Origin of the sequence: Gilliamella bombicola (assembly GCF_900094945.1) — a bacterium.
GTDB lineage: Bacteria > Pseudomonadota > Gammaproteobacteria > Enterobacterales > Orbaceae > Gilliamella > Gilliamella bombicola.
In genome coordinates, this window is record NZ_FMAQ01000007.1 from 1 (window position 1) to 20,029 (window position 20,029).

Annotated in this window: 15 protein-coding genes; 5 read left to right on the top strand and 10 right to left on the bottom strand. The window is 38.4% G+C overall.

Translation table 11 applies throughout. The features are described from left to right. Positions 1-771 precede the first annotated feature (771 nt). Positions 772-2,184, bottom strand: coding sequence for an FAD-dependent oxidoreductase (locus GA0061081_RS06955; RefSeq protein ID WP_091348794.1), 1,413 nt, complete (start codon positions 2,182-2,184; stop codon positions 772-774). A gap of 13 nt (positions 2,185-2,197) precedes the next feature. Next, a complete protein-coding gene (gene gltB, locus GA0061081_RS06960) occupies positions 2,198-6,655 on the bottom strand; it encodes a glutamate synthase large subunit (RefSeq protein ID WP_091348797.1) in 4,458 nt (1,485 codons plus the stop codon). A 378-nt stretch (positions 6,656-7,033) separates the two neighbouring features. On the opposite strand from gltB, the gene GA0061081_RS06965 reads away from it, so the two are divergent. Further along, positions 7,034-8,215, top strand: a complete 1,182-nt coding sequence (locus tag GA0061081_RS06965) for a BaiN/RdsA family NAD(P)/FAD-dependent oxidoreductase (protein ID WP_091348800.1) — start codon at positions 7,034-7,036, stop codon at positions 8,213-8,215. Between the two features lie 19 nt (positions 8,216-8,234). On the opposite strand, the gene GA0061081_RS06970 is transcribed toward GA0061081_RS06965, so the two are convergent. Further along, entirely contained in the window at positions 8,235-9,674 is a 1,440-nt protein-coding gene (locus GA0061081_RS06970) for a sigma-54 interaction domain-containing protein (RefSeq protein WP_091348802.1), read from the bottom strand. A gap of 256 nt (positions 9,675-9,930) precedes the next feature. Here GA0061081_RS06970 and dokD point away from each other — a divergent pair, with 256 nt between their 5' ends. Genes dokD through GA0061081_RS06990 form a run of 4 tightly spaced genes read left to right on the top strand, consistent with a single transcriptional unit; the run spans position 9,931 to position 15,367 of the window. Continuing rightward, positions 9,931-11,328: an ornithine/lysine decarboxylase DokD gene (dokD, locus tag GA0061081_RS06975; RefSeq protein WP_091348805.1), complete on the top strand. Its 1,398-nt coding sequence runs from the start codon at positions 9,931-9,933 to the stop codon at positions 11,326-11,328. A gap of 52 nt (positions 11,329-11,380) precedes the next feature. Then, a complete protein-coding gene (locus GA0061081_RS06980) occupies positions 11,381-12,787 on the top strand; it encodes an APC family permease (RefSeq protein WP_091348808.1) in 1,407 nt (468 codons plus the stop codon). Between the two features lie 25 nt (positions 12,788-12,812). After that, positions 12,813-13,919 (top strand): alanine/ornithine racemase family PLP-dependent enzyme, encoded by a 1,107-nt coding sequence (locus tag GA0061081_RS06985; protein WP_091348811.1) that lies wholly within the window; start codon positions 12,813-12,815, stop codon positions 13,917-13,919. A gap of 53 nt (positions 13,920-13,972) precedes the next feature. Continuing rightward, a complete protein-coding gene (locus GA0061081_RS06990; RefSeq protein ID WP_091348814.1) occupies positions 13,973-15,367 on the top strand; it encodes an amino acid permease in 1,395 nt (464 codons plus the stop codon). A gap of 76 nt (positions 15,368-15,443) precedes the next feature. Here the strand turns inward: GA0061081_RS06990 and GA0061081_RS06995 are convergent, their stop codons facing one another. The 7 genes from GA0061081_RS06995 to GA0061081_RS07025 all read right to left on the bottom strand — a co-directional run bounded on the left by GA0061081_RS06995 (position 15,444) and on the right by GA0061081_RS07025 (position 20,014). Next, a complete protein-coding gene (locus GA0061081_RS06995) occupies positions 15,444-16,046 on the bottom strand; it encodes a MarC family protein (RefSeq protein ID WP_091348817.1) in 603 nt (200 codons plus the stop codon). A gap of 145 nt (positions 16,047-16,191) precedes the next feature. Continuing rightward, positions 16,192-16,542 carry a 50S ribosomal protein L19 gene (gene rplS, locus GA0061081_RS07000; protein WP_034900792.1) on the bottom strand — a complete coding sequence of 117 codons (351 nt, stop codon included), beginning with the start codon at positions 16,540-16,542 and terminating at the stop codon, positions 16,192-16,194. 33 nt (positions 16,543-16,575) lie between these two features. Beyond that, positions 16,576-17,328, bottom strand: coding sequence for a tRNA (guanosine(37)-N1)-methyltransferase TrmD (trmD, locus tag GA0061081_RS07005; protein ID WP_091348820.1), 753 nt, complete (start codon positions 17,326-17,328; stop codon positions 16,576-16,578). A 16-nt stretch (positions 17,329-17,344) separates the two neighbouring features. Continuing rightward, on the bottom strand, positions 17,345-17,872 hold the full coding sequence (gene rimM / locus GA0061081_RS07010; protein ID WP_245176383.1) for a ribosome maturation factor RimM: 528 nt from the start codon (positions 17,870-17,872) through the stop codon (positions 17,345-17,347). A gap of 25 nt (positions 17,873-17,897) precedes the next feature. Further along, the gene (rpsP, locus tag GA0061081_RS07015) at positions 17,898-18,146 is read right to left on the bottom strand and encodes a 30S ribosomal protein S16 (protein ID WP_034900786.1); all 249 of its coding nucleotides are present in this window, start codon (positions 18,144-18,146) and stop codon (positions 17,898-17,900) included. 226 nt (positions 18,147-18,372) lie between these two features. Then, entirely contained in the window at positions 18,373-18,675 is a 303-nt protein-coding gene (locus tag GA0061081_RS07020) for an AtuA-related protein (protein WP_091348827.1), read from the bottom strand. A 1-nt stretch (position 18,676) separates the two neighbouring features. Then, positions 18,677-20,014 (bottom strand): acyclic terpene utilization AtuA family protein, encoded by a 1,338-nt coding sequence (locus tag GA0061081_RS07025; protein WP_091348831.1) that lies wholly within the window; start codon positions 20,012-20,014, stop codon positions 18,677-18,679. Between the last annotated feature and the right edge of the window lie 15 nt (positions 20,015-20,029).

Below are 20,029 nucleotides of genomic sequence, written 5' to 3' on the forward strand. Positions count from 1 at the left end.
TAATTCCCTGACTCGGACGTGGTCACTGTAGCTATTTTATCCACCCAAGGTCAAAACGTCCGAAACCACCGCACCCAATCCATCCTATTCACCAAAAAAAAGGCCTGATTTTCCGCCAAAAATCGGTCAGAAAAGGTATTGATTTTATTAAAGTTTTTTCGATGTTTTTTTTAACAAAAACCGCCTAACAAAAACACAACAACCCATCCCAAAAAAGATGGTTATGTTGTTTGTCTTATTCCGGCGTCAGAATGTGCCGACAACAGAGTGAGGTTAGCACGCCAAACAGGGATGTTTGACGAGGCTATGCTTCGCCGGGAGCGAATCATAGCCGGTGCGTTAAGACCGAGCGACGGCGGACAAATTTGTCTGGAACAAATTTGAACACCTGAGCATAGCGAAGGTGGCCTCGTAGAGGCGAGTATCAGGATGATACGAGTAGCGTAGCCGTAGGCCACATTCTGCAGCCAAGCGCGGGATTGCTAAGGGAATTCGCTTTAATTCCCTTAGCTCGGACGTGGTCACTGTAGCTATTTTATCCACCCAAGGTCAAAACGTCCGAAACCACCGCACCCAATCCATCCTATACACCAAAACAAAAAAGGCCTGATTTTCCGCCCAAAAATCGGTCAGAAAAGGTACTGATTTTATTAAAGTTTTTTTGGGGTGATTTTTAACCAAAAACACCCCAAAACCCAATTAAAAAGCCCGCTTATAACAAGCGGGCTTATACTAATATCTAATTTAATTTTAATTTAAACTAAACAACCTTCAAACTTCCAAATAACTCAAAATACCTTCAGCCGCTTTGCGCCCTTCATTAATCGCTGTTACCACTAAATCCGACCCCCGAACGGCATCGCCACCGGCAAAAATTTTAGCATTACTCGTTTGGTAACCGTTAGCTTCTGGCGCAATGATTCGACCTTGTGCATCAAAATCAACCCCTTGTTCTTCCAACCACGGCATAGCATGTGGCTTAAATCCAAATGCCATTACCACTGCATCGGCAGGGAGGACAAATTCTGAACCTTCAATCATGACTGGCGAACGTCGACCTTTTGCATCGGGCTCGCCAAGCTCGGTTCGGACCATTTTTACGCCTGTCACTTGCCCAGTGCTGTTAATTTCAATGCTTAGTGGTTGTACATTAAATTGAAACTGTGCGCCTTCTTCTTTGGCGTTTTTTACTTCTCGCTTTGAGCCTGGCATATTGGCTTCGTCTCGGCGATAAGCACAAGTGACTTCGCTAGCGCCTTGGCGAATCGAGGTTCGTACACAGTCCATTGCAGTATCGCCACCACCAAGCACAACCACACGTTTATTTTTCATGTCAATATAAGGCGTATCTTGGGTTTGTTGATGTTGCATGAGGTGCTTGGTATTGGCAATTAAAAATGGCAGTGCGTCGTAAACACCATTAGCATCTTCGTTTTCAAGTCCTGCTCGCATTGATTGATAAGTACCTGCACCAACAAATACGGCATCAAATTCATTGATTAGGTCGGCTAATTGCACGGTTTTGCCTACTTCGGTATTGAGACGGAATTCAATGCCCATTTCGGTAAATATGCGGCGTCGGTTAATAAGTACTTCTTTATCTAATTTGAAAGCAGGGATACCAAATGTCAGTAATCCGCCAATTTCAGGGTGACGGTCAAACACCACCGGTGTTACACCATTGCGCACTAAAACATCAGCACAAGCAAGACCAGCAGGGCCTGCACCAATAATGGCGACTTTTAGCCCTGTTTGTTCAACATTCGATAGGTTGGGTTTCCACCCCATTTTAAAGGCTTCATCCGTAATATAACGTTCAATATTTCCAATGGTAACCGCACCAAATTCGGCATTTAAGGTGCAAGAGCCTTCACAAAGGCGATCTTGTGGACAGACTCGACCACAAACTTCCGGTAGACTGTTGGTTTGGTGCGAAAGTTCTACCGCTTCTAGAATTTTACCTTCGTTAACCAGTTTTAACCAATTGGGAATATAGTTATGTACAGGGCAGCGCCATTCACAATAAGGATTACCACAAGCCAGACAACGATCGGCTTGTGCTTGTGATTGCGAGGCAGAAAAGCCCTCATAAATTTCAACAAATTCAATTTTGCGGATGTTTAACGATTTTTTAGGCGGATCAACACGTTGTAAATCGATAAACTGATAAACATTTTGACTCATTTTCGTGTTCTCCTTACTGTGCTTGAACGCGCAGTTCTGCCGATGAGCGACTGCGGTGTCCAAGTAGTGCTTTGACATCACTGGATTTTGGTTTGACTAGGGCAAATTGTTTAGCAAAATTGTCCCAATTGGCCAAAATATTTTCGGCTCGTGATGAGTGGGTTAGTTGAGCGTGTTCCATAATTAAACCGCGAAGGTGTTCTTCGTGAATGGCGTAATTTGCGACGTTTAGCATTTCGACTAGCTCTTTGTTGATGCGTTTGTGTAGTTCGCCATCTTCATCTAAGATATAAGCAAACCCACCTGTCATACCCGCACCGAAGTTGACCCCTGTTTTTCCAAGTATACAAACAATACCGCCTGTCATATATTCACATCCATTATCACCAATGCCTTCAACAACGCTGATGGCACCGGAATTACGTACGGCAAATCGTTCACCTGCTCGGCCTGCGGCAAATAATTTGCCACCTGTTGCGCCATATAAGCAGGTGTTGCCCGCGATGGTTGCTTCATGACTTAAAAATGCCGAGCCTTGCGGTGGGCGAATGACAATGCGTCCACCAGCCATGCCTTTACCAACATAGTCGTTGGCATCGCCAGTTAGGGTTAGATCTACACCACCAGCATTCCATACACCAAAACTTTGCCCCGCCGTGCCGTTGAAGTTTAGCGAGATCGGATCGGTGACTAAGCCTTGATCGCCATATTTTTGAGCAATATAGCCTGATAGGCTTGTGCCAACCGAGCGATCGGTGTTTTGAATGTCAAAATAGAAGCTTTTGCTTTGACGGTTATCAACAAATTGTTGTGCTTGTGTGAGGATCTCTTTATTGAGTACCCCTTTATCAAATGGTTTGTTATCTTCTATGCAGTAAACCGGTTTGCCTTCAAGTGGGGTGGCGGTTTTTAGCAGTCCAGATAGATCTAGTTTTTGTTGTTTCGCAGTGATGCCATCAAGTTCTAATAATAAATCAGTCCGTCCGATTAAATCGACAATTCGACTTACGCCTAGTTCTGCCATCACTTCCCGTGTATTACGTGCAATAAAGAGGAAGTAGTTCATGGCTTTTTCTGGCAGGCCATGATAGTGCTCGCTACGTAATTTTTCATCTTGTGTTGCAACACCTGTTGCACAGTTATTAAGGTGACAAATACGCAGATATTTACAACCCAATGCGACCATTGGACCAGTTCCAAATCCGAAGCTTTCTGCCCCTAAAATGGCAGCTTTGACAATATCGGTACCGGTTTTTAATCCACCGTCAACTTGTAGACGGATTTTGTGGCGTAATCCATTAGCGACTAAGGATTGTTGTGTTTCAACCAGACCAAGTTCCCAAGGTGAGCCGGCATATTTGACCGATGTTAATGGGCTAGCTCCGGTTCCTCCGTCGTAACCAGAAATGGTGATGAGATCAGCATAAGCTTTAGCAACACCAGTTGCAATGGTTCCAACCCCGGGTTCAGATACTAATTTGACCGAAATCATTGCGTTAGGGTTAATCTGTTTAAGGTCAAAAATAAGTTGTGCCAAGTCTTCAATTGAATAGATGTCGTGATGAGGCGGCGGCGAAATCAATGTGACACCCGGTACCGAAAAACGTAATTTTGCTATATACGGTGTGACTTTATCACCAGGTAGCTGACCACCTTCCCCCGGTTTTGCTCCTTGTGCGACTTTAATTTGAATAACATCAGCACTCATTAAGTAACTTGGCGTTACGCCAAAACGGCCTGATGCAACTTGTTTTATGCGCGAGACTTTTATGGTGTTGTAGCGTGCTGGATCTTCACCGCCTTCACCTGAATTGGAGAAACCACCGAGTGTATTCATGGCTTCGGCAAGCGATTCGTGCGCTTCAGGGCTCAGTGCACCAATTGACATGGCGGCTGAGTCAAAGCGTTTGAATAGCGATTCTTCAGGTTCGACTTGTTCCAGTGGAATAGCTGCATCTTTAGGTGGATTGAGCTTTAATAAATCACGTAATGTGGCAATAGGGCGATTATTAACGATATCAGTATAACGTTTGTAATCGTCATAATTGCCATTATTGACCGCTTTTTGTAGTGATTGTACCACATCTGGGTTATAGGCATGATATTCGCCACCATGGACAAATTTAAGTAGTCCACCTTGTTCTAATGGTTTTCTTTTTAACCATGCACTTTTCGATAAGTTAAATTGGTCTTGTGTAAAATCATCAAAGTTAGCGCCACTAATACGGCTAGTAACACCTTGGAAACAAAGCTCAACCACATCTTTATGTAATCCAACCGCTTCAAACAGTTTTGAGCAGCGGTAAGAGGCAACGGTTGATATCCCCATTTTAGACATGATTTTGTATAGGCCTTTGTTGATCCCATTGCGGTAATTAAGAATTGCTTCGCGATAAGATTTATTTATTGTGCCATTATCGACCATTTGACCTAAGGTTTCATAGGCTAAGTAAGGGTAAATTGCTGTTGCTCCAAAACCAAGCAGTACTGCAAATTGATGTGGATCACGACAACTTGCGGTTTCAACAATGATATTGGCATCACAACGTAAATTCTTTTCAACTAAGCGTTGTTGTACAGCACCCACCGCCATTGGTGCCGGAATTGGTAAGCGATCGGCTGCGATGTTTTTATCTGATAAAATCAGTAAGACTGTGCCATTACGCACTTTTGCTTCGGCATCACCACATAATTGTTCAATGGCATCACGTAGGCTGCCATCAATGTCATAAGTGATGTCTAATGTTTCTGATTTGTAGTAACGCGACTCTAACTCGGTTAATTGTTGTAAATCAGAATAAACTAAAACGGGATATTTAAATGCCACGCGATGCGCTTGACCTTCTGCTTCGGCAAATACGTTCATTTCTCGGCCGATGCTGGTTGAAAGTGACATAACATGCGCTTCACGTAGTGGATCGATAGGCGGATTTGTGACCTGTGCAAATTTTTGGCGGAAATAGTCATAAATTAAACGAGGTCTACTTGATAATACGGCAAACGGCGTATCATCACCCATTGATCCAGTGGCTTCTTGGCCATTTTCACCGAGTACACGAATGCATTGGTCAAGCTCTTCAGCGCTATAACCAAACTGTTTCTGATAAGTGGCAAGTAACGTATCGTCGTAATTGCGTGAACCAATGTTATCATCAGGTAGGTTTTCAAATGGTATTAGCTGTTTAACATTTTTTGCCATCCATTCTTTATAAGGATGACGTTTTTGTAAATCGTTGTCTGTTTCAGACGATTGTAATATGCGACCTTCTTCGGTATCGATAACTAATAATTCACCCGGGCCAACACGACCTTTAGTGACAACTTCATCAGGTTGATAGTCCCAGATACCAATTTCAGAGGCACAGGTAATAAGTTTGTCTGTCGTTATTACATAACGCGCAGGACGTAATCCATTACGGTCTAAATTACATGCCGCATAACGTCCATCTGACATGACAATACCCGCAGGCCCATCCCAAGGCTCCATATGCATTGAGTTGAAATCGAAAAAGGCACGTAGGTCTTCGTTCATGTCAGGGTTATTTTGCCAAGCAGGAGGTACAAGCAGGCGCATAGCTCGTACAATATCCATCCCACCAACAAGGAATAGCTCTAGCATGTTATCTAATGAACTTGAATCGGAGCCGGTGACATTAACAAACGGTGCGGCATCTTGTAAGTCCGGAATGAGGGGCGTTTTAAATTTGTATGAGCGCGCTTTTGCCCATTGGCGGTTACCTTCGATGGTATTGATTTCACCATTATGCGCCAGATGGCGAAAAGGTTGCGCTAATGGCCAACGTGGCACGGTATTAGTTGAGAACCGTTGATGGAATAAACAAATTGCCGTTTCCATGCGGATATCGGCCAAATCTAAATAGAATCGAGGTAAATCTTTAGGCATACATAAGCCTTTATAGATATTGACCTGATTGGAGAAGCTGCAAACGTAAAATGTGTCGTCTTTCACCCGTTTTTCAATTCGACGACGCACCATATATAAGCGGCGTTCTAAATCGATTTTAGTCCAACCGGCAGGGGCGTTGACAAATACTTGTTCTATTTTGGGTAGTGATGATAATGCTATTTCGCCCAGTACGCTTTTATCAATCGGTACTTCACGCCAACCTAGAATAGATAAGGTTTCTTCAGCGAGTTCTTGTTCAACAATCTCGCGGCTTGCTTGTGCTTCTTTTTCGTCTTGGCTTAAAAACAGCATACCAACGGCATAATTGGTCGCTAATCGCCAACCTGCATCTTGTGCTACTAATCTAAAAAAACGGTCAGGTTTTTGTAATAAAAGGCCGCACCCATCGCCTGTTTTTCCATCAGATAAAATGGCGCCACGGTGTTGCATTCTGGCTAAACCGTGAATTGCTGTACGCACCACTTTATGACTTGGTTGCCCTTCAATGTGAGCAATTAGCCCAAATCCGCAGTTATCTTTTTCATGATGCTGGTTATATAACATATCATTGCCTCTAGTTCATCGCTTTTATAATTTGAGAAAGTATAGGCATTAATCCCATATTGGCTATGAAATTAAAGAAAAATCGTATTTTGGTCAAATAAATATTACTTATAAGTCAATCTTTTAATAACTGTTATTGGCGTTATTAATAAAGCTAATAATGGTAATTATTGCTATGATTTTTAATGGTTTTATAAGTCAATACTAGATTTTGGCAATTTTGGTGGATATTTGGGATATAAGTTCTTTTTCTTTTTTGTTAAAAAGTTTCATTAAAATGTTTATTTTAGTATAAAACATATTGCAAAATTCAATGGCTATTAGTGGTGGTTGTATACTGTTATAATTTATTATCTGTGAATTTTTAATATCTCAATTATGCAAACGAAAATTACAATTGTAGGCGCTGGCGCTGCAGGGCTTTTTTGTGCCGGCTTGCTAGGGCAAAAGGGCTATGATGTTACTGTGATTGATAATGGTAAAAAAGTAGGACGCAAAATTTTAATGTCTGGCGGAGGTAAATGTAATTTTACTAACTTGAATATTGAGGCTAAGCACTATTTGTCCCAAAATCCGCATTTTTGTAAATCGGCATTAAAACGTTATACGCAGTGGGATTTTATTCATTTGGTTAATCAATATCATATCGCTTATCATGAAAAAGATCATGGGCAGTTGTTTTGTGATGATTCAGCTCAACAGATTGTGAATATGTTAGTTAAAGAGTGTCAAAAAGGTGGCGTGAGTTTTATGTTGCAAACGCAACTTAATGATATTGAATCTGATACTGAGAAATTTAAATTACATACTTCAAAAGGTTTAATTGAGAGTGATAAAGTTATTATTGCAACAGGTGGATTATCTATGCCTGCGTTGGGTATGACGTCGGTAGGATATAAAATTGCCGAAAAATTTGATCTGCCGGTTGTTGCTGTAAAGGCTGGCTTAGTGCCTTTTACACTGCATAAACCCTTGTTAGAGGTGCTGTCAACGCTGTCTGGTATTTCGGTGCCGGTTGAAGTGTCGAACTCAAAAATTTGTTTTAAAGATAATCTGTTATTTACTCATCGGGGATTATCGGGTCCTGCCATTTTGCAAATTTCAAGCTATTGGCAAACTGGTGAAGCAATTAAGATTAATTTGTTACCTGATAGACAATTCGAAACGGAATTTAAACCATTACTTGAAGCAAATCGCAATCAAAATATAAAAAATTGTTTAGCGCAGATTTTACCTAAAAGACTCATTGAAGCATTAATACAATTAAATTTAGTGTCTGATTTAACAGTGAAGCAACTTACTCCTAAACAGCAACAAAATCTTTATGATATCTTGACGCAATGGTCCATTGTCCCTAATGGTACGGAAGGATATCGTACTGCCGAGGTAACATTAGGTGGGGTAGGTACTGATGCGTTATCATCAAAAACTATGGAGGCAAAAAAACAGCCCAATCTTTATTTTATTGGCGAAGTCGTTGATGTGTCAGGTTGGCTAGGAGGGTATAATTTTCAATGGGCTTGGAGTAGTGCTTTCGCTTGTGCTCAAGCGTTTGATTGATTGTTTTGGGGTGATTAGATTAATCACTAATTACCCCCATTTGAATATGATATTTTTTGACTTTATATTGTAAAGTTGTGCGTGAAATATTTAATATTTTTGCCGCTGTGATAATTTTACCATTGGCTTGGTTTAAGGCATCAATGATAAGTTGTCGTTCATAGTTTTCTACTTGTTGGGTTAAGTTGTTTCCATTTGGTGATGTGTTTTGTGCTATTTTGTCTGGTTTACTGCTGTTCTCGTCCTGATAAAATGAACTATTGAGGTCAAATAGCTCGTCATCAAGTGTGATATGCTGTAATTCACCGGGTTCGCTTTGTAATACCATACTTCTGACTATTGCATTTTCAAGCATCCGGACATTGCCAGGCCAAGGAGCTGATATTAATTGTTGTAGTGCATGTTCACTAATACCGCTGATGATGATATTTATATCGTTTTTATGTTTATCAATAAAATAGCGCGCTAAAACAGGGATGTCTTCTGTTCTGTCGCGTAAAGCTGGGAGCTTTATTAAACCAACGTTTAATCGATAAAACAGGTCGTTTCTCATTTTTCCTGTTTTTAGTAATTCTGCTGGTGATTCGTTCATCGCTGCAACAATACGAACATCAGAATACATTTCTTTATTACCACCTAGTGGCCAATAGGTTTTTTCCTGTAAGAATCGTAATAATTTGCTTTGCATATCTAAAGGCATGGCGTTTAATTCATCAAGAAATAATGTACCACCATTGGCAAGTTCTAAATAACCTTGTCGAGTTTCTGCACCCGTGAATGCGCCTTTTACTGTACCGAATAATGTGCTCTCAATTAGTGTCGTCGGCAATGCGCTACAATTAAGGGATATGAAGGGTTTTTGTCGGCGTTGACTTGTTTGGTGTATTAAACGGGCAAATAGCTCTTTACCTGTACCTGTTTCACCAACAATTAATACAGGAACATCATTTGCACCTAACACATTGGTTTGATCGATAACCTGTTGCATTTTTTGAGAAACAAAAACGATTTCGGGTAATGGCTGTTCTTTGTTTTGGTATAACTTGCTATTTAGGGTAAATACTTGGTCTTGTAATTGCCTTACAGTAGATAAATTTCGTCCTATTTCTATTGAGCCAATAATTTCTTTATTTGTGTTATAAAGTGGCACAGTTGTGTGCATGTAGTCAACAAGCTTGCCGACATGATTGTAATAGCTTTGGTAATTATCTTGATATTCTTTGCCTTGTTGTAGAGCTTGCAGCATGGTGCTGTCTTCTTTTCTCATCTTTGGATAAACTTTAAGTATGGGTTTACCAATAGCTTGTTCCATCGGATAACCATCTAGTTCTGCACTTTCTTGATTATAATAAATATATTTTCCTTCCTTATTGATAATGGCTATTGGTTGATGGATTAGATCAAAAAAATGTTTAAATATATCTAGCGATTGTAATAATTCAGGATCGATTGTCATGATATTAGTGCCCTTTAATTTTGAATTATTTTTTAGATCTTGCTTAGGTTAATTTAAATCCTTTTCAACTCTCACTGGAATGACGGATTTTTGTCATAAAGATATATTTTACACTATATGACTAATTTTGTTTATGACGATTGTTTTTTAAGTTAATGATTATTATTGTTTTTTATTTGGCATACTGATTGCATTACAGGTGAGAAGCCATTTTTCTTATTCATTATGTTCTTTTATGTATTAATTAACTGGAGGTCATATGTCTGACTCAATTATGTCAAATTATAACAAAATACGTACAGATCTTGTAACTAAAGATCGTCGTTTTAGTGCTGAAAGTGGCAAACTATGTTTTGATGGTATTAATTTAGAAAAGTTAGCCGAAAAATATCCAACCCCTTTTTATGTGTTTTCTGAAAAGGAAATTGATCGTAATGTGCAAGAAATCAAAAATGCATTTAAAGCGCATCCAAACACAAAAATTTTCTATGCGTCAAAAACCTGTTCTGTAATGGGCGTGCTTAAAGCGATTAAAGATGCCGGTATTTACGCAGAAGCCAACTCAATGTTTGAAGTGCGTAAATGTTTAGAAATCGGTTTTCCTGGTAGCCAAATTGTTTTCAATGGTGTTGTTAAAAAACCTGTGGATTTAGAATTTGCTATCCAAAATGATCTTTATATTATCAACGTAGATAGTTTATATGAACTTGATATTATTGATGAAATATCAAAACGTTTGAAAAAAGTAGCAAATGTTTGTGTGCGTGTTGAGCCAAATGTTCCATCAGCAACTCACGCAGAATTGGTAACGGCTTATCATGCTAAATCAGGTATTGATTTAGAACAAGCAGAAGAGACATGTCGTCGTATTTTGGCAATGCCATATGTTCATTTACGTGGTTTACATATGCATGTTGGTGATCAGGTGCCTGAAGCAGAGCCTTTTGCTAAAGCAACGAAGGTTTTAGTTGATGAATCACGTCGTTTAGAAGAAGTGCTTGGTATTAAATTTGATTTAATCAATGTAGGTGGGGGAATTCCTGTTCCATATAAATATGACGAAGAAAATGGTAATCCATTAGAAGATAATATGTATGCAGGTATTACCGCACAAGATTTTGCTGATGCTGTTATTAATGAAGTGCACAAGTGGCGCACTGATGTTGAAATCTGTATTGAGCCAGGTCGTAAAGTAACAAGCTCTGCTGGTGTTCTTGTAACTGAAGTTGCCTGCGAAAAACGTAAAACTAATTACGATTTAGACGGTAATATTGAAGAACATGTTGAATGGAAATTTGTTGATGCGGGTTATAGTGTTTTATCCGATAGCCAACATTTTGATTGGTTCTTCTATGTTTATAATGCCTCTAAAATTAATGAAACACATGATGAATACATTAAATTGGCAGGTCCTTTATGTGATGGGGGGGACTACTTCCATGTCGGTGTTAAAGGTGAAGAATTCTTAATGCCAAAAGATACTCAAATCGGCGATATTGTTGCTTTCCTTGATGCTGGTGCTTATACCATCGAAAGCCAAACTGTTTATAACAATCGTCCTCGTACCTCTGTTGTAATGATAGATAAAGAGGGTAAAGATCGATTGATTCGCCGCGAGGACACTTACGAAGATATGGTTGGGTACGACATATATTAATCATCAATATCTGGGGCATTTTATGCTCCAGATATTATAAAGTGAGGTTATTATGAGTGATTCTAAAGATTCAAGTTTGCTAGGTATTAAAGACATTGTGTTTATGAATGTCATTGCAATACTGAGTTTACGCCAAATTCCGAATGTTGCTCCATATGGCGCATCAGCAATGGTACTTTGGTTACTTGCCGCATTTTGTTTATTCTTTCCATTAGCAATGGTGTGTGGTGAACTTTCAACCGGCTGGCCAAAAGATGGTGGGATTTTTGTGTGGGTAAAAGAAGCATTTGGTAAACGTATCGGTTGGATTGTTGTTGTTTGTTTTTTGTTTTCTTGTGTGCTTTTCTTCCCGTTAATGTTGCAATTTGGTTTTACTGCAATAGGGTATATGTTTAGTGCTGATTTAGCTCAAAACCAAGTATTTATTGGTGTCGGTTCTATGGTTGTATTTTGGATTTTGACACTAATGAATATTAGGGGAATGCAATGGACTAAAATTATCAATAGTGTTAGTGCATGGCTTGGTGTATTTATTCCTGCTGCTATTCTTATTGTTTTAGCTATTGTATGGTTGTTAATGGGTCATCCAATGGCAACGAGCTATAGCCATGTTAGTGATTGGATTCCTGATTTAAGCAGTTGGGATACTATCGTATTTTTATCTAGCATGATGTTTGCGTTCGCAGGTCTTGAAGTGGCACCAATGATTGCTGGGCGGACTCGTGATCCTCAGCGTGATTTTCCAAAAGCGATGTTGGTTTCAGCTGTTGTCATTGTTGGTATTTATATGGTGGGTTCATGGGCAATTAATACGTTGTTACCTGCAGAAGATACCGATATTGTTGCGGGTGTTATGCAGGCGATGGAAGCTGCTGCCAATGAATTACATATGCCTTGGTTATTACCTGTTATGGCAATTTGTTTATTCTTTGGTGCATTAGGACAAATTAACTCGTGGTTAGTAGGCCCTATTTATATGTTACAAGAAGCATCAAAAGAAGATAATTTACTTGGTGAACGTATCGGTCGTTTACACCCAGTATATAAAACCCCTGCTTTTGCTTTAATTATTCAAGCAATTATTGTGACTGTGCTTTGTTTTTCAACGTTTGTGTCACCAAGTATTGCTGCGGCATATTGGATGTTAACAGCACTTACAACAATTTGTTATTTTATTCCGTATTTGGTGATGTTTATTGCGTATTATCGTTTACGCTTTACTCAACCTGATGTACCGCGTAGCTTTAAAATTCCAGGTAAGGTTATGCCAATTGTTTTACCTGCATTAGGGTTTTTATCAACGCTATTTGCTGTAATTTTGGTCTTTATTCCACCAGCCCAAATTGATATGGGGGGATATGTTGAGTATATTGCCAAAATAGTGGGTGGTGCTGTGCTTGCTATTGGTTTAGCTGAGTGGATTTATTATCGAGCACAAAAGCGTAACCGTTTGCAGTAGTAACAATATATAGAGGAGTAAGTATATGTACAAACCTATATTAGAAATTGATTTGCGCAAATTAAGAAATAATGCTCGTGTTGAAAAAGAGTTATTAGCTAAACACGGCATTGAAGTGATGGCTGTTAATAAAGTTTTTGATGGCTGCATAGAAACCGCCAAAGCTGTACTTGACGGAGGTATTGATGTGATTGCCGAGTCAAGAACTTACAATTTAAAAAAATTGAAAGAAGCTTTAAATTGTAAAACATGCTTATTGCGTAGTCCTTGTTTAAGTGAAATTAGTGATGTGGTTAAATATGCTGATATTAGCCTAAATAGCGAAAAGCAAGTTATTCAAGCACTTTCTGATGAAGCAGTTAAGCAACAAAAAGTTCATCAAGTTTTATTGATGGTAGATATGGGGGATTTACGAGAAGGTATTTGGTTTGAACATATTGATGAAATTATTGATATGGTTAAATTAATTCTTTCTTTACCGGGTGTTGAGCTCTATGGGCTTGGCACCAATTTTAACTGCTATGGTACCGTTTTACCAACAGTAAAAAATGGAGTAGACTTTTTACATATTGCGCGTAAAGTAGAAGAGTCTTGTAATATTAAAATTAAATATTTATCGGCAGGTAATTGTACAAGCTACCATCTATTAGATAAAGGTATTTGGCCTGAAGGGTTGAATCACTTAAGAATAGGTGGATTGCATGAGTTTGGTATTGAGTATGTAGATATGAAATATCTGGATGAATTTCACCATTCAAACAAACCTGTTGATAAAGCGTGTAGTAATTTGTATAAATTATATGCGCAAGTTATTGAAGTTAATCGCAAGCCAACGGTTCCTGTTGGTGAGTTAGGTGTAGATGCATTTTTAAACAGTAAAACGTTTGTTGATAACGGTACACGCAAACGAGCACTTCTTGCGTTTGGACGGCAAGATGTACCAGCGGAAAGCTGTGTGCCTATCAATGATAAGATTACTGTTTTAGGGCAAACGAGTGATCATACTATTGTTGATATCGAAGATGTTTCTGAAACATTACATGTCGGTGATGTGATCGGCTTTGAACTTGATTACACAGCCTTACTTATGGCTTGCCAAACAAATGGTGTAGAAAAACGGTTTATTTATTAATTGTGTTAGCTGCTGGGCAACCAGCAGTTTTTATTGATTATTAGGCGGTTTACATGACAACATCAGAATCACAAGAAAGCCCTTATCCCAGTAGTTTAAAGAAAAATTTAAAAAATCGTCACCTTTTGATGATTTCTTTAGGTGGTTCGATTGGTACTGGGTTATTTATCGGTATCGCATCTCCACTGAGTACGGTTGGGCCATTAGGAACCATTATCGCCTATTTAATGGCAGGCTGCATAATGCTTTCAACTATGTTATGTTTAGGCGAGCTTTCTTGTGCATTTCCTCATGCAGGCTCTTTTCAACATTATGCGTTAATGTTTATACCCAATCCAATTTGGAGTTATACAATAGGTTGGTTATATTGGTTAAGTTGGGTGTTATCTATGGCTGCCGATTTGACTGCAGCATCAATGATCGCTAACCAAGTTTTTCCTTCCATTCCTATCTATATTTTTAGCCTTTTCATTTTAGTTATCATTACGTCAGTGCATTTAATTTCAGTTCGTGCATTTGGCGAAAGTGAGTATTGTTTTTCAACGATCAAAGTATTTGCGATTATTGCTTTTATTTGTATTGGTGTTTATTTACTTTATCATCAATATACCCAAACACAGGTATTGCCAACATTCAGAACAGAGAGTGGGTGGTTTCCCAATGGTTTTTTTTCAATTTTTGTTTGTATGACTATTGTGACTTACTCATTTCAAGGCATCGAATTAATTGGGAATGCTGCAGGTGAAGCGCAATCTCCTCAATCAGTATTACCTAAAATTATTACTGGCGTTGCTTTTCGTGTTATTTTATTTTATGTTTTAGCTATTGCCGTTTTAGCACTTGTTTATCCATACGGAACAGTACATGATGAAATTAGCCCGTTTGTATGGGTATTTAACCAAGCCGGAATTACATTTGCTTCGTATATGATGCTTTTTGTTATTTTTTGTGCAGCTATATCTGCAGCTAACTCAGCAATTTATGCTAGTTCAAGAATGTTATGGTCTATGGCTCAAGATAATTTGGCACCAAAATATTTTTCAGAAGTCAATCAACGAGGTGTGCCTACAAAAGGTATACTATTTATTGCTATTATTGCATTAGTCTCTTTGTTTTCTAAGTACATTGCAGCAGAAAAGCTTTATATTTATTTAGTCGCAAGCACTGGCCAAGTTGGGTGTTTTGCGTGGATTATTATTGCTTGGTGCCAGTATCAATTTCGTCACGGGGTGAATAGTGGTAAATATCCTAAAGAGATGATTAAGTTCAAATCACCATTGTTTCCTTGGCTTGCTGTCATTTCTATTATTATGAATATTGTTATTATTATTGGAGTGTGGTTTGGCGAGTCGGGTTACTTTATTTTGTTGTCAGAAGTGGTTTTAGTTATCGCTATTCTTATCTCTTACTTTTTTTATAAAAAGCGAAATCCAATCAAAAGTTATTAATGTAATTGTATGTAATCACTTAGCAATATTATTTAAGTGTGATTACATACAATCAGTTTTGAGTTATTGTATTTGGTTATTTTAAAAAGGCGGATATTCCCGTAAACACAACTTGTGCTGCAATGGCAGATATGAGTAATCCTGTTAGTTTTGATAAAATCGCAATGCCTGTATTTTTTAATACTTTTGCAATAGTTTTGGCGCATAACAGCATAATGTAAATTCCCATTGATGCAACAAATAATGAAATAGCGCCAACCGTATTTGATACAATTCCAATTGAGCTTGTCCCCATAACGATGATGGTACCAATAGATGCAGGCCCCATACATAGTGGGATAGCAAGTGGGACAACGCTAATATCATCGTCACTGTTAATTTTGTTTTTTTCTGGCGAATCGTTCATAAGCGAAACTGCAGTAATGAACAATAATGCTCCTGAACCAATACGAAATGCATCAAGAGTAAAACCGAAAACGCTAAACATGGTGTTACCAAAAAAGAATAGTACTATGCCAATGATAAAAACAGAACAAGATGTTTTGAGTGCAGTTTTACGTCGTAGCTGTTCATCATATTGTTTAGTGCCACTTAAAAATGCACTCAGGACAGCTGGTGGCGTCATTAATGCAAATAGTTTTACTGTTGTGGATAAAATAGCAAAAATATAGTCAATCATAGCTCATCTTTTATATTAATTTTTTAAACTACGTCAATTTATCAACGTTATTGCTACGTTGACATTATTTTTATCATATATAAAAACGGTCACCATAAAGGTGACCATCTTAATCTGATATTTTTTATTGATAGCCAATAAAAAGTTAGTTAAGGCGCTCTTTAATTCGAGCTGCTTTACCACGAAGTTCGCGTAAGTAGTAAAGTTTAGCTTGACGTACTTGACCACGACGTTTCACAGTAATTGAATCAACAATTGGTGAGTGAGTTTGGAATACTCGTTCAACACCTTCGCCATTCGAAATTTTACGTACTGTAAATGCAGAATGTAAACCACGATTACGAATCGCAATGACGACACCTTCATAAGCTTGAAGACGTTTTTTGTTACCTTCAACAACCCATACTTTTACTTCAACCGTGTCACCAGGGCGAAAAGACGGGATGTCTTTTTTCATTTGTTCTTGTTCTAATTGCTGAATAATTGCATTTTTCATAATGTTATCTCTTATGCTAGTTACACTGAAATATTAATCGCTTTGTTTATTACTGTATTCATGTTTAAATTCAGCAAGTAAACATTGCTCTTCATCAGTCAGAGCTAGATTTGCAAGAAGATCTTCTCTTCTTAACCAAGTTCGTCCTAGTGATTGTTTCAATCGCCAACGACGAATCGCTTCATGGTGACCAGACATTAACACATCAGGCACCGCCATTCCATCTAACACCTCAGGCCGAGTATAGTGTGGACAATCGAGTAAACCGTTAGCAAAAGAGTCTTCCTCTGCTGATGATTGATGATTTAATACACCAGGAATAAATCTTGCAAGTGCATCAATCATTGTCATCGCCGGTAATTCACCGCCACTTAACACGTAATCCCCAATTGACCATTCTTCATCAATTTCGGTTTGGATAACGCGTTCATCTATGCCTTCGTATCGTCCACAAATTAAAATTAGTTTTTCATTTTGGGACAATTCGCAAACACCTTGTTGGTTTAATTTGCGCCCTTGTGGGGAAAGATAGATTACTTTTGTATCGTCCCCAGCTACTGCTTTTGCCGCATGAATTGCATCTTTTAGTGGTTGTACCATCATTAACATGCCTGGACCGCCACCATAAGGTCTGTCATCAACAGTCTTATGCTTGTCATGCGCAAAATCGCGCGGGTTCCAATAATCTACTGTTAACAGTCCGTTTTTAACTGCTCGACCAGTCACGCCATAACAGGTAATGGCTTGAAACATTTCGGGAAAAAGGCTAATAATGCCAATCCACATAGTTCTACCTTACCAATTAAAAAGCTGGATCCCAATCGACCACAATCGTTTTTGTTGTTAAATCTACTTGTTTAATAAATTGATCTTCAACAAAAGGAATCAAACGTTCTGTTGCTCCAAATGCATCTTTTAGGTTTGCTTTAACAACCAATACATCATTAGAGCCGGTTTCCATTAAATCTGTCACCAGGCCTAAGTCATAACCATTAACTGTTTTGACTCGACAGCCAATGAGATCCTTCCAATAAAAATCACCATTACTAAGTGCTGGTAATTTTTCTGCATCAACAAATACTTCGATATTGGTTAATGCAATTGCTTGATCGCGATCATCAATGCCTTTGAGTTTCACAATCATATCATGATTATGTGGTTTAAAGCTTTCTACGATTACTTCTTGCCATTGCCCAGCACGCTGGATATACCAAGGGGTGTAATCAAAAATGTTATCTGGAAATTCTGTAAACGAAAAAATCCTGAGCCATCCGCGAATGCCGTAGCTTGAACCAAGTTTACCAACAACAATGAGATTCTCAGTATTCATCATTACAGGACTATTAATTACTAAATTAAGCAGCTTTTTGTGCTTGTTTGATCAATGCGTTAACACGATCAGAAACTGTTGCACCTAAACCAACCCAATGATTTACGCGATCAAGATCTAAACGTAATTCTTCTGCTTTACCTTGTGCAATTGGATTAAAAAAGCCAACGCGCTCAATAAAACGACCATCACGTGGGTTACGGCTATCAGTGACAACTACTTGATAAAAAGGGCGCTTTTTAGAGCCACCACGAGCTAAACGAATAGTTACCATAACATCCTCTTAAATTAAAAAATAATCTTTTTTCTGCCCAACACGGACAAAATCAAAGCCCCAGAATTATACTCTTTCTAGCAAAAAGTGCAATGGCTGTTTCTTATCAATACCAAGTAGTAGCTTAAAAAGTGTATTTATTGAAAATAGAATAAATCAAAATCCCAACAACTAACTTTGTTGGGATTTTGAAGTCATAATATATAATATAAATATAGGAAAAGCGCTATTCTATATCCATATCCATCAATGCAGCACTAAGGCCTTTACCATGCATATCAAGAGCTAAAGAACGTGTAACGCCACCGCCTAATGCTTCGTACATGACAAAATTTAATGCACCAATACTAGGTAGTTCATAACGAATTACTTTTCCTTTTACCGTATCTGAAAAGAATTCTTTTACTTTATCAGCGGTTACTGTGGCCTTTAGTTTTTCATAGTTATTGATGTCATAAGCAATGACAGAAATGTTTGATATATTTCCTTTATCTCCAGTTCTTGAATGCGCAAGCTGTCTTAGTTTCATTTTATACCTCCAAATAGCTGATAACAGGTTTGACGAGTGTTCGTTCAATCAGTGTCGAGTCCATAGCAATAATCTCTTTAACTGATTTATAAGCTCCTCCTCCAGCAGCTGGACCATTGGTATAGAGTGCTTCAACTTCGTTACCTATTAAGTTTGCATCAGACTTACTTTTAAAACGTCCTGCAACACGAACTCTGACTTCATAAGGTTTGCTTGCTTGAGATAGTTTACTTCCATGTAAAGAGTTGACTCCAATAAGGTCAAAACGTAATTCATCGGCATTTACCCCAATGATTGATAAGCGTTCTTTGACTATATCAAGTGCTAATTGACCGCGATCTACTGCACCAGGACCTGCATAGCTCATTTCCCCTTCGCCAATAAAACCATCTAGGTAACCAACTGATACTTTTAATGTTTTAGTTTGCTCTCTACCCGTAGCACCGGTTACTGCGACTTGATCTTTTGCGATTTCTTTGAAAGTTACTTTTGAAAAATCGGCGACGACATCAGGGGTAATATAATATTCAGGATTATGTATTTCATATAGCATTTGTTCTTTACAAGTATCTACATTAACACAACCACCAGATTCAGGAACTTTGGTAATAAATGCTTCACCATTTTCGTTTATTTCAGCAATAGGAAAGCCTAAACGAGCAAGTCCTTGTACATCTTTGTAACCTGGATCAGCGTAATAACCGCCAGTTATTTGACCTGCACATTCGAGTAAGTGCCCAATTAAAGTGCCTTTACCTAATTTATCCCAGTCAGTTAATGACCAACCAAATTCGTAAATCATTGGTGATAAAAATAGGGATGGATCGGCAACTCGTCCAGTAATAACAATATCAGCACCAGCTTTAAGTGCATCAACTAATGCTTCACAACCCAAATAGGCGTTAGCCGAGACGATTTTTTTATCGGATTCGGAAACTTTTTTGTTAATATCATCAAGTTTAAGGTCTTGTTCAACAACAGATTGATAAACATCATCACCCTCAACAATAGCAATTTTTAATCCAGCTAAACCTAGCGATTGAGCAATCGATTGGATTGCTTTTCCTGCTGCTTGTGGATTAGCCGATCCCATATTGGTGATAATTTTTATTTTATTTTGAACACAAAGTGGCAATACGGCACGCATTCTTGCTTCAAGTAATTCATTAAACCCAGCATTTGGATTAGTCTGTTTTTGTTTTTGACCTATTGCAATAGTTCGTTCTGCCAAGCATTCAAAAACTAAATATTGAATTTGTCCTTTTTGTGCTAACTCTACGGCCGGTTCAATACGATCGCCAGCATAACCAGCTCCACAACCAATTCTTATTTTTTTCATAATTAAATACCTCTT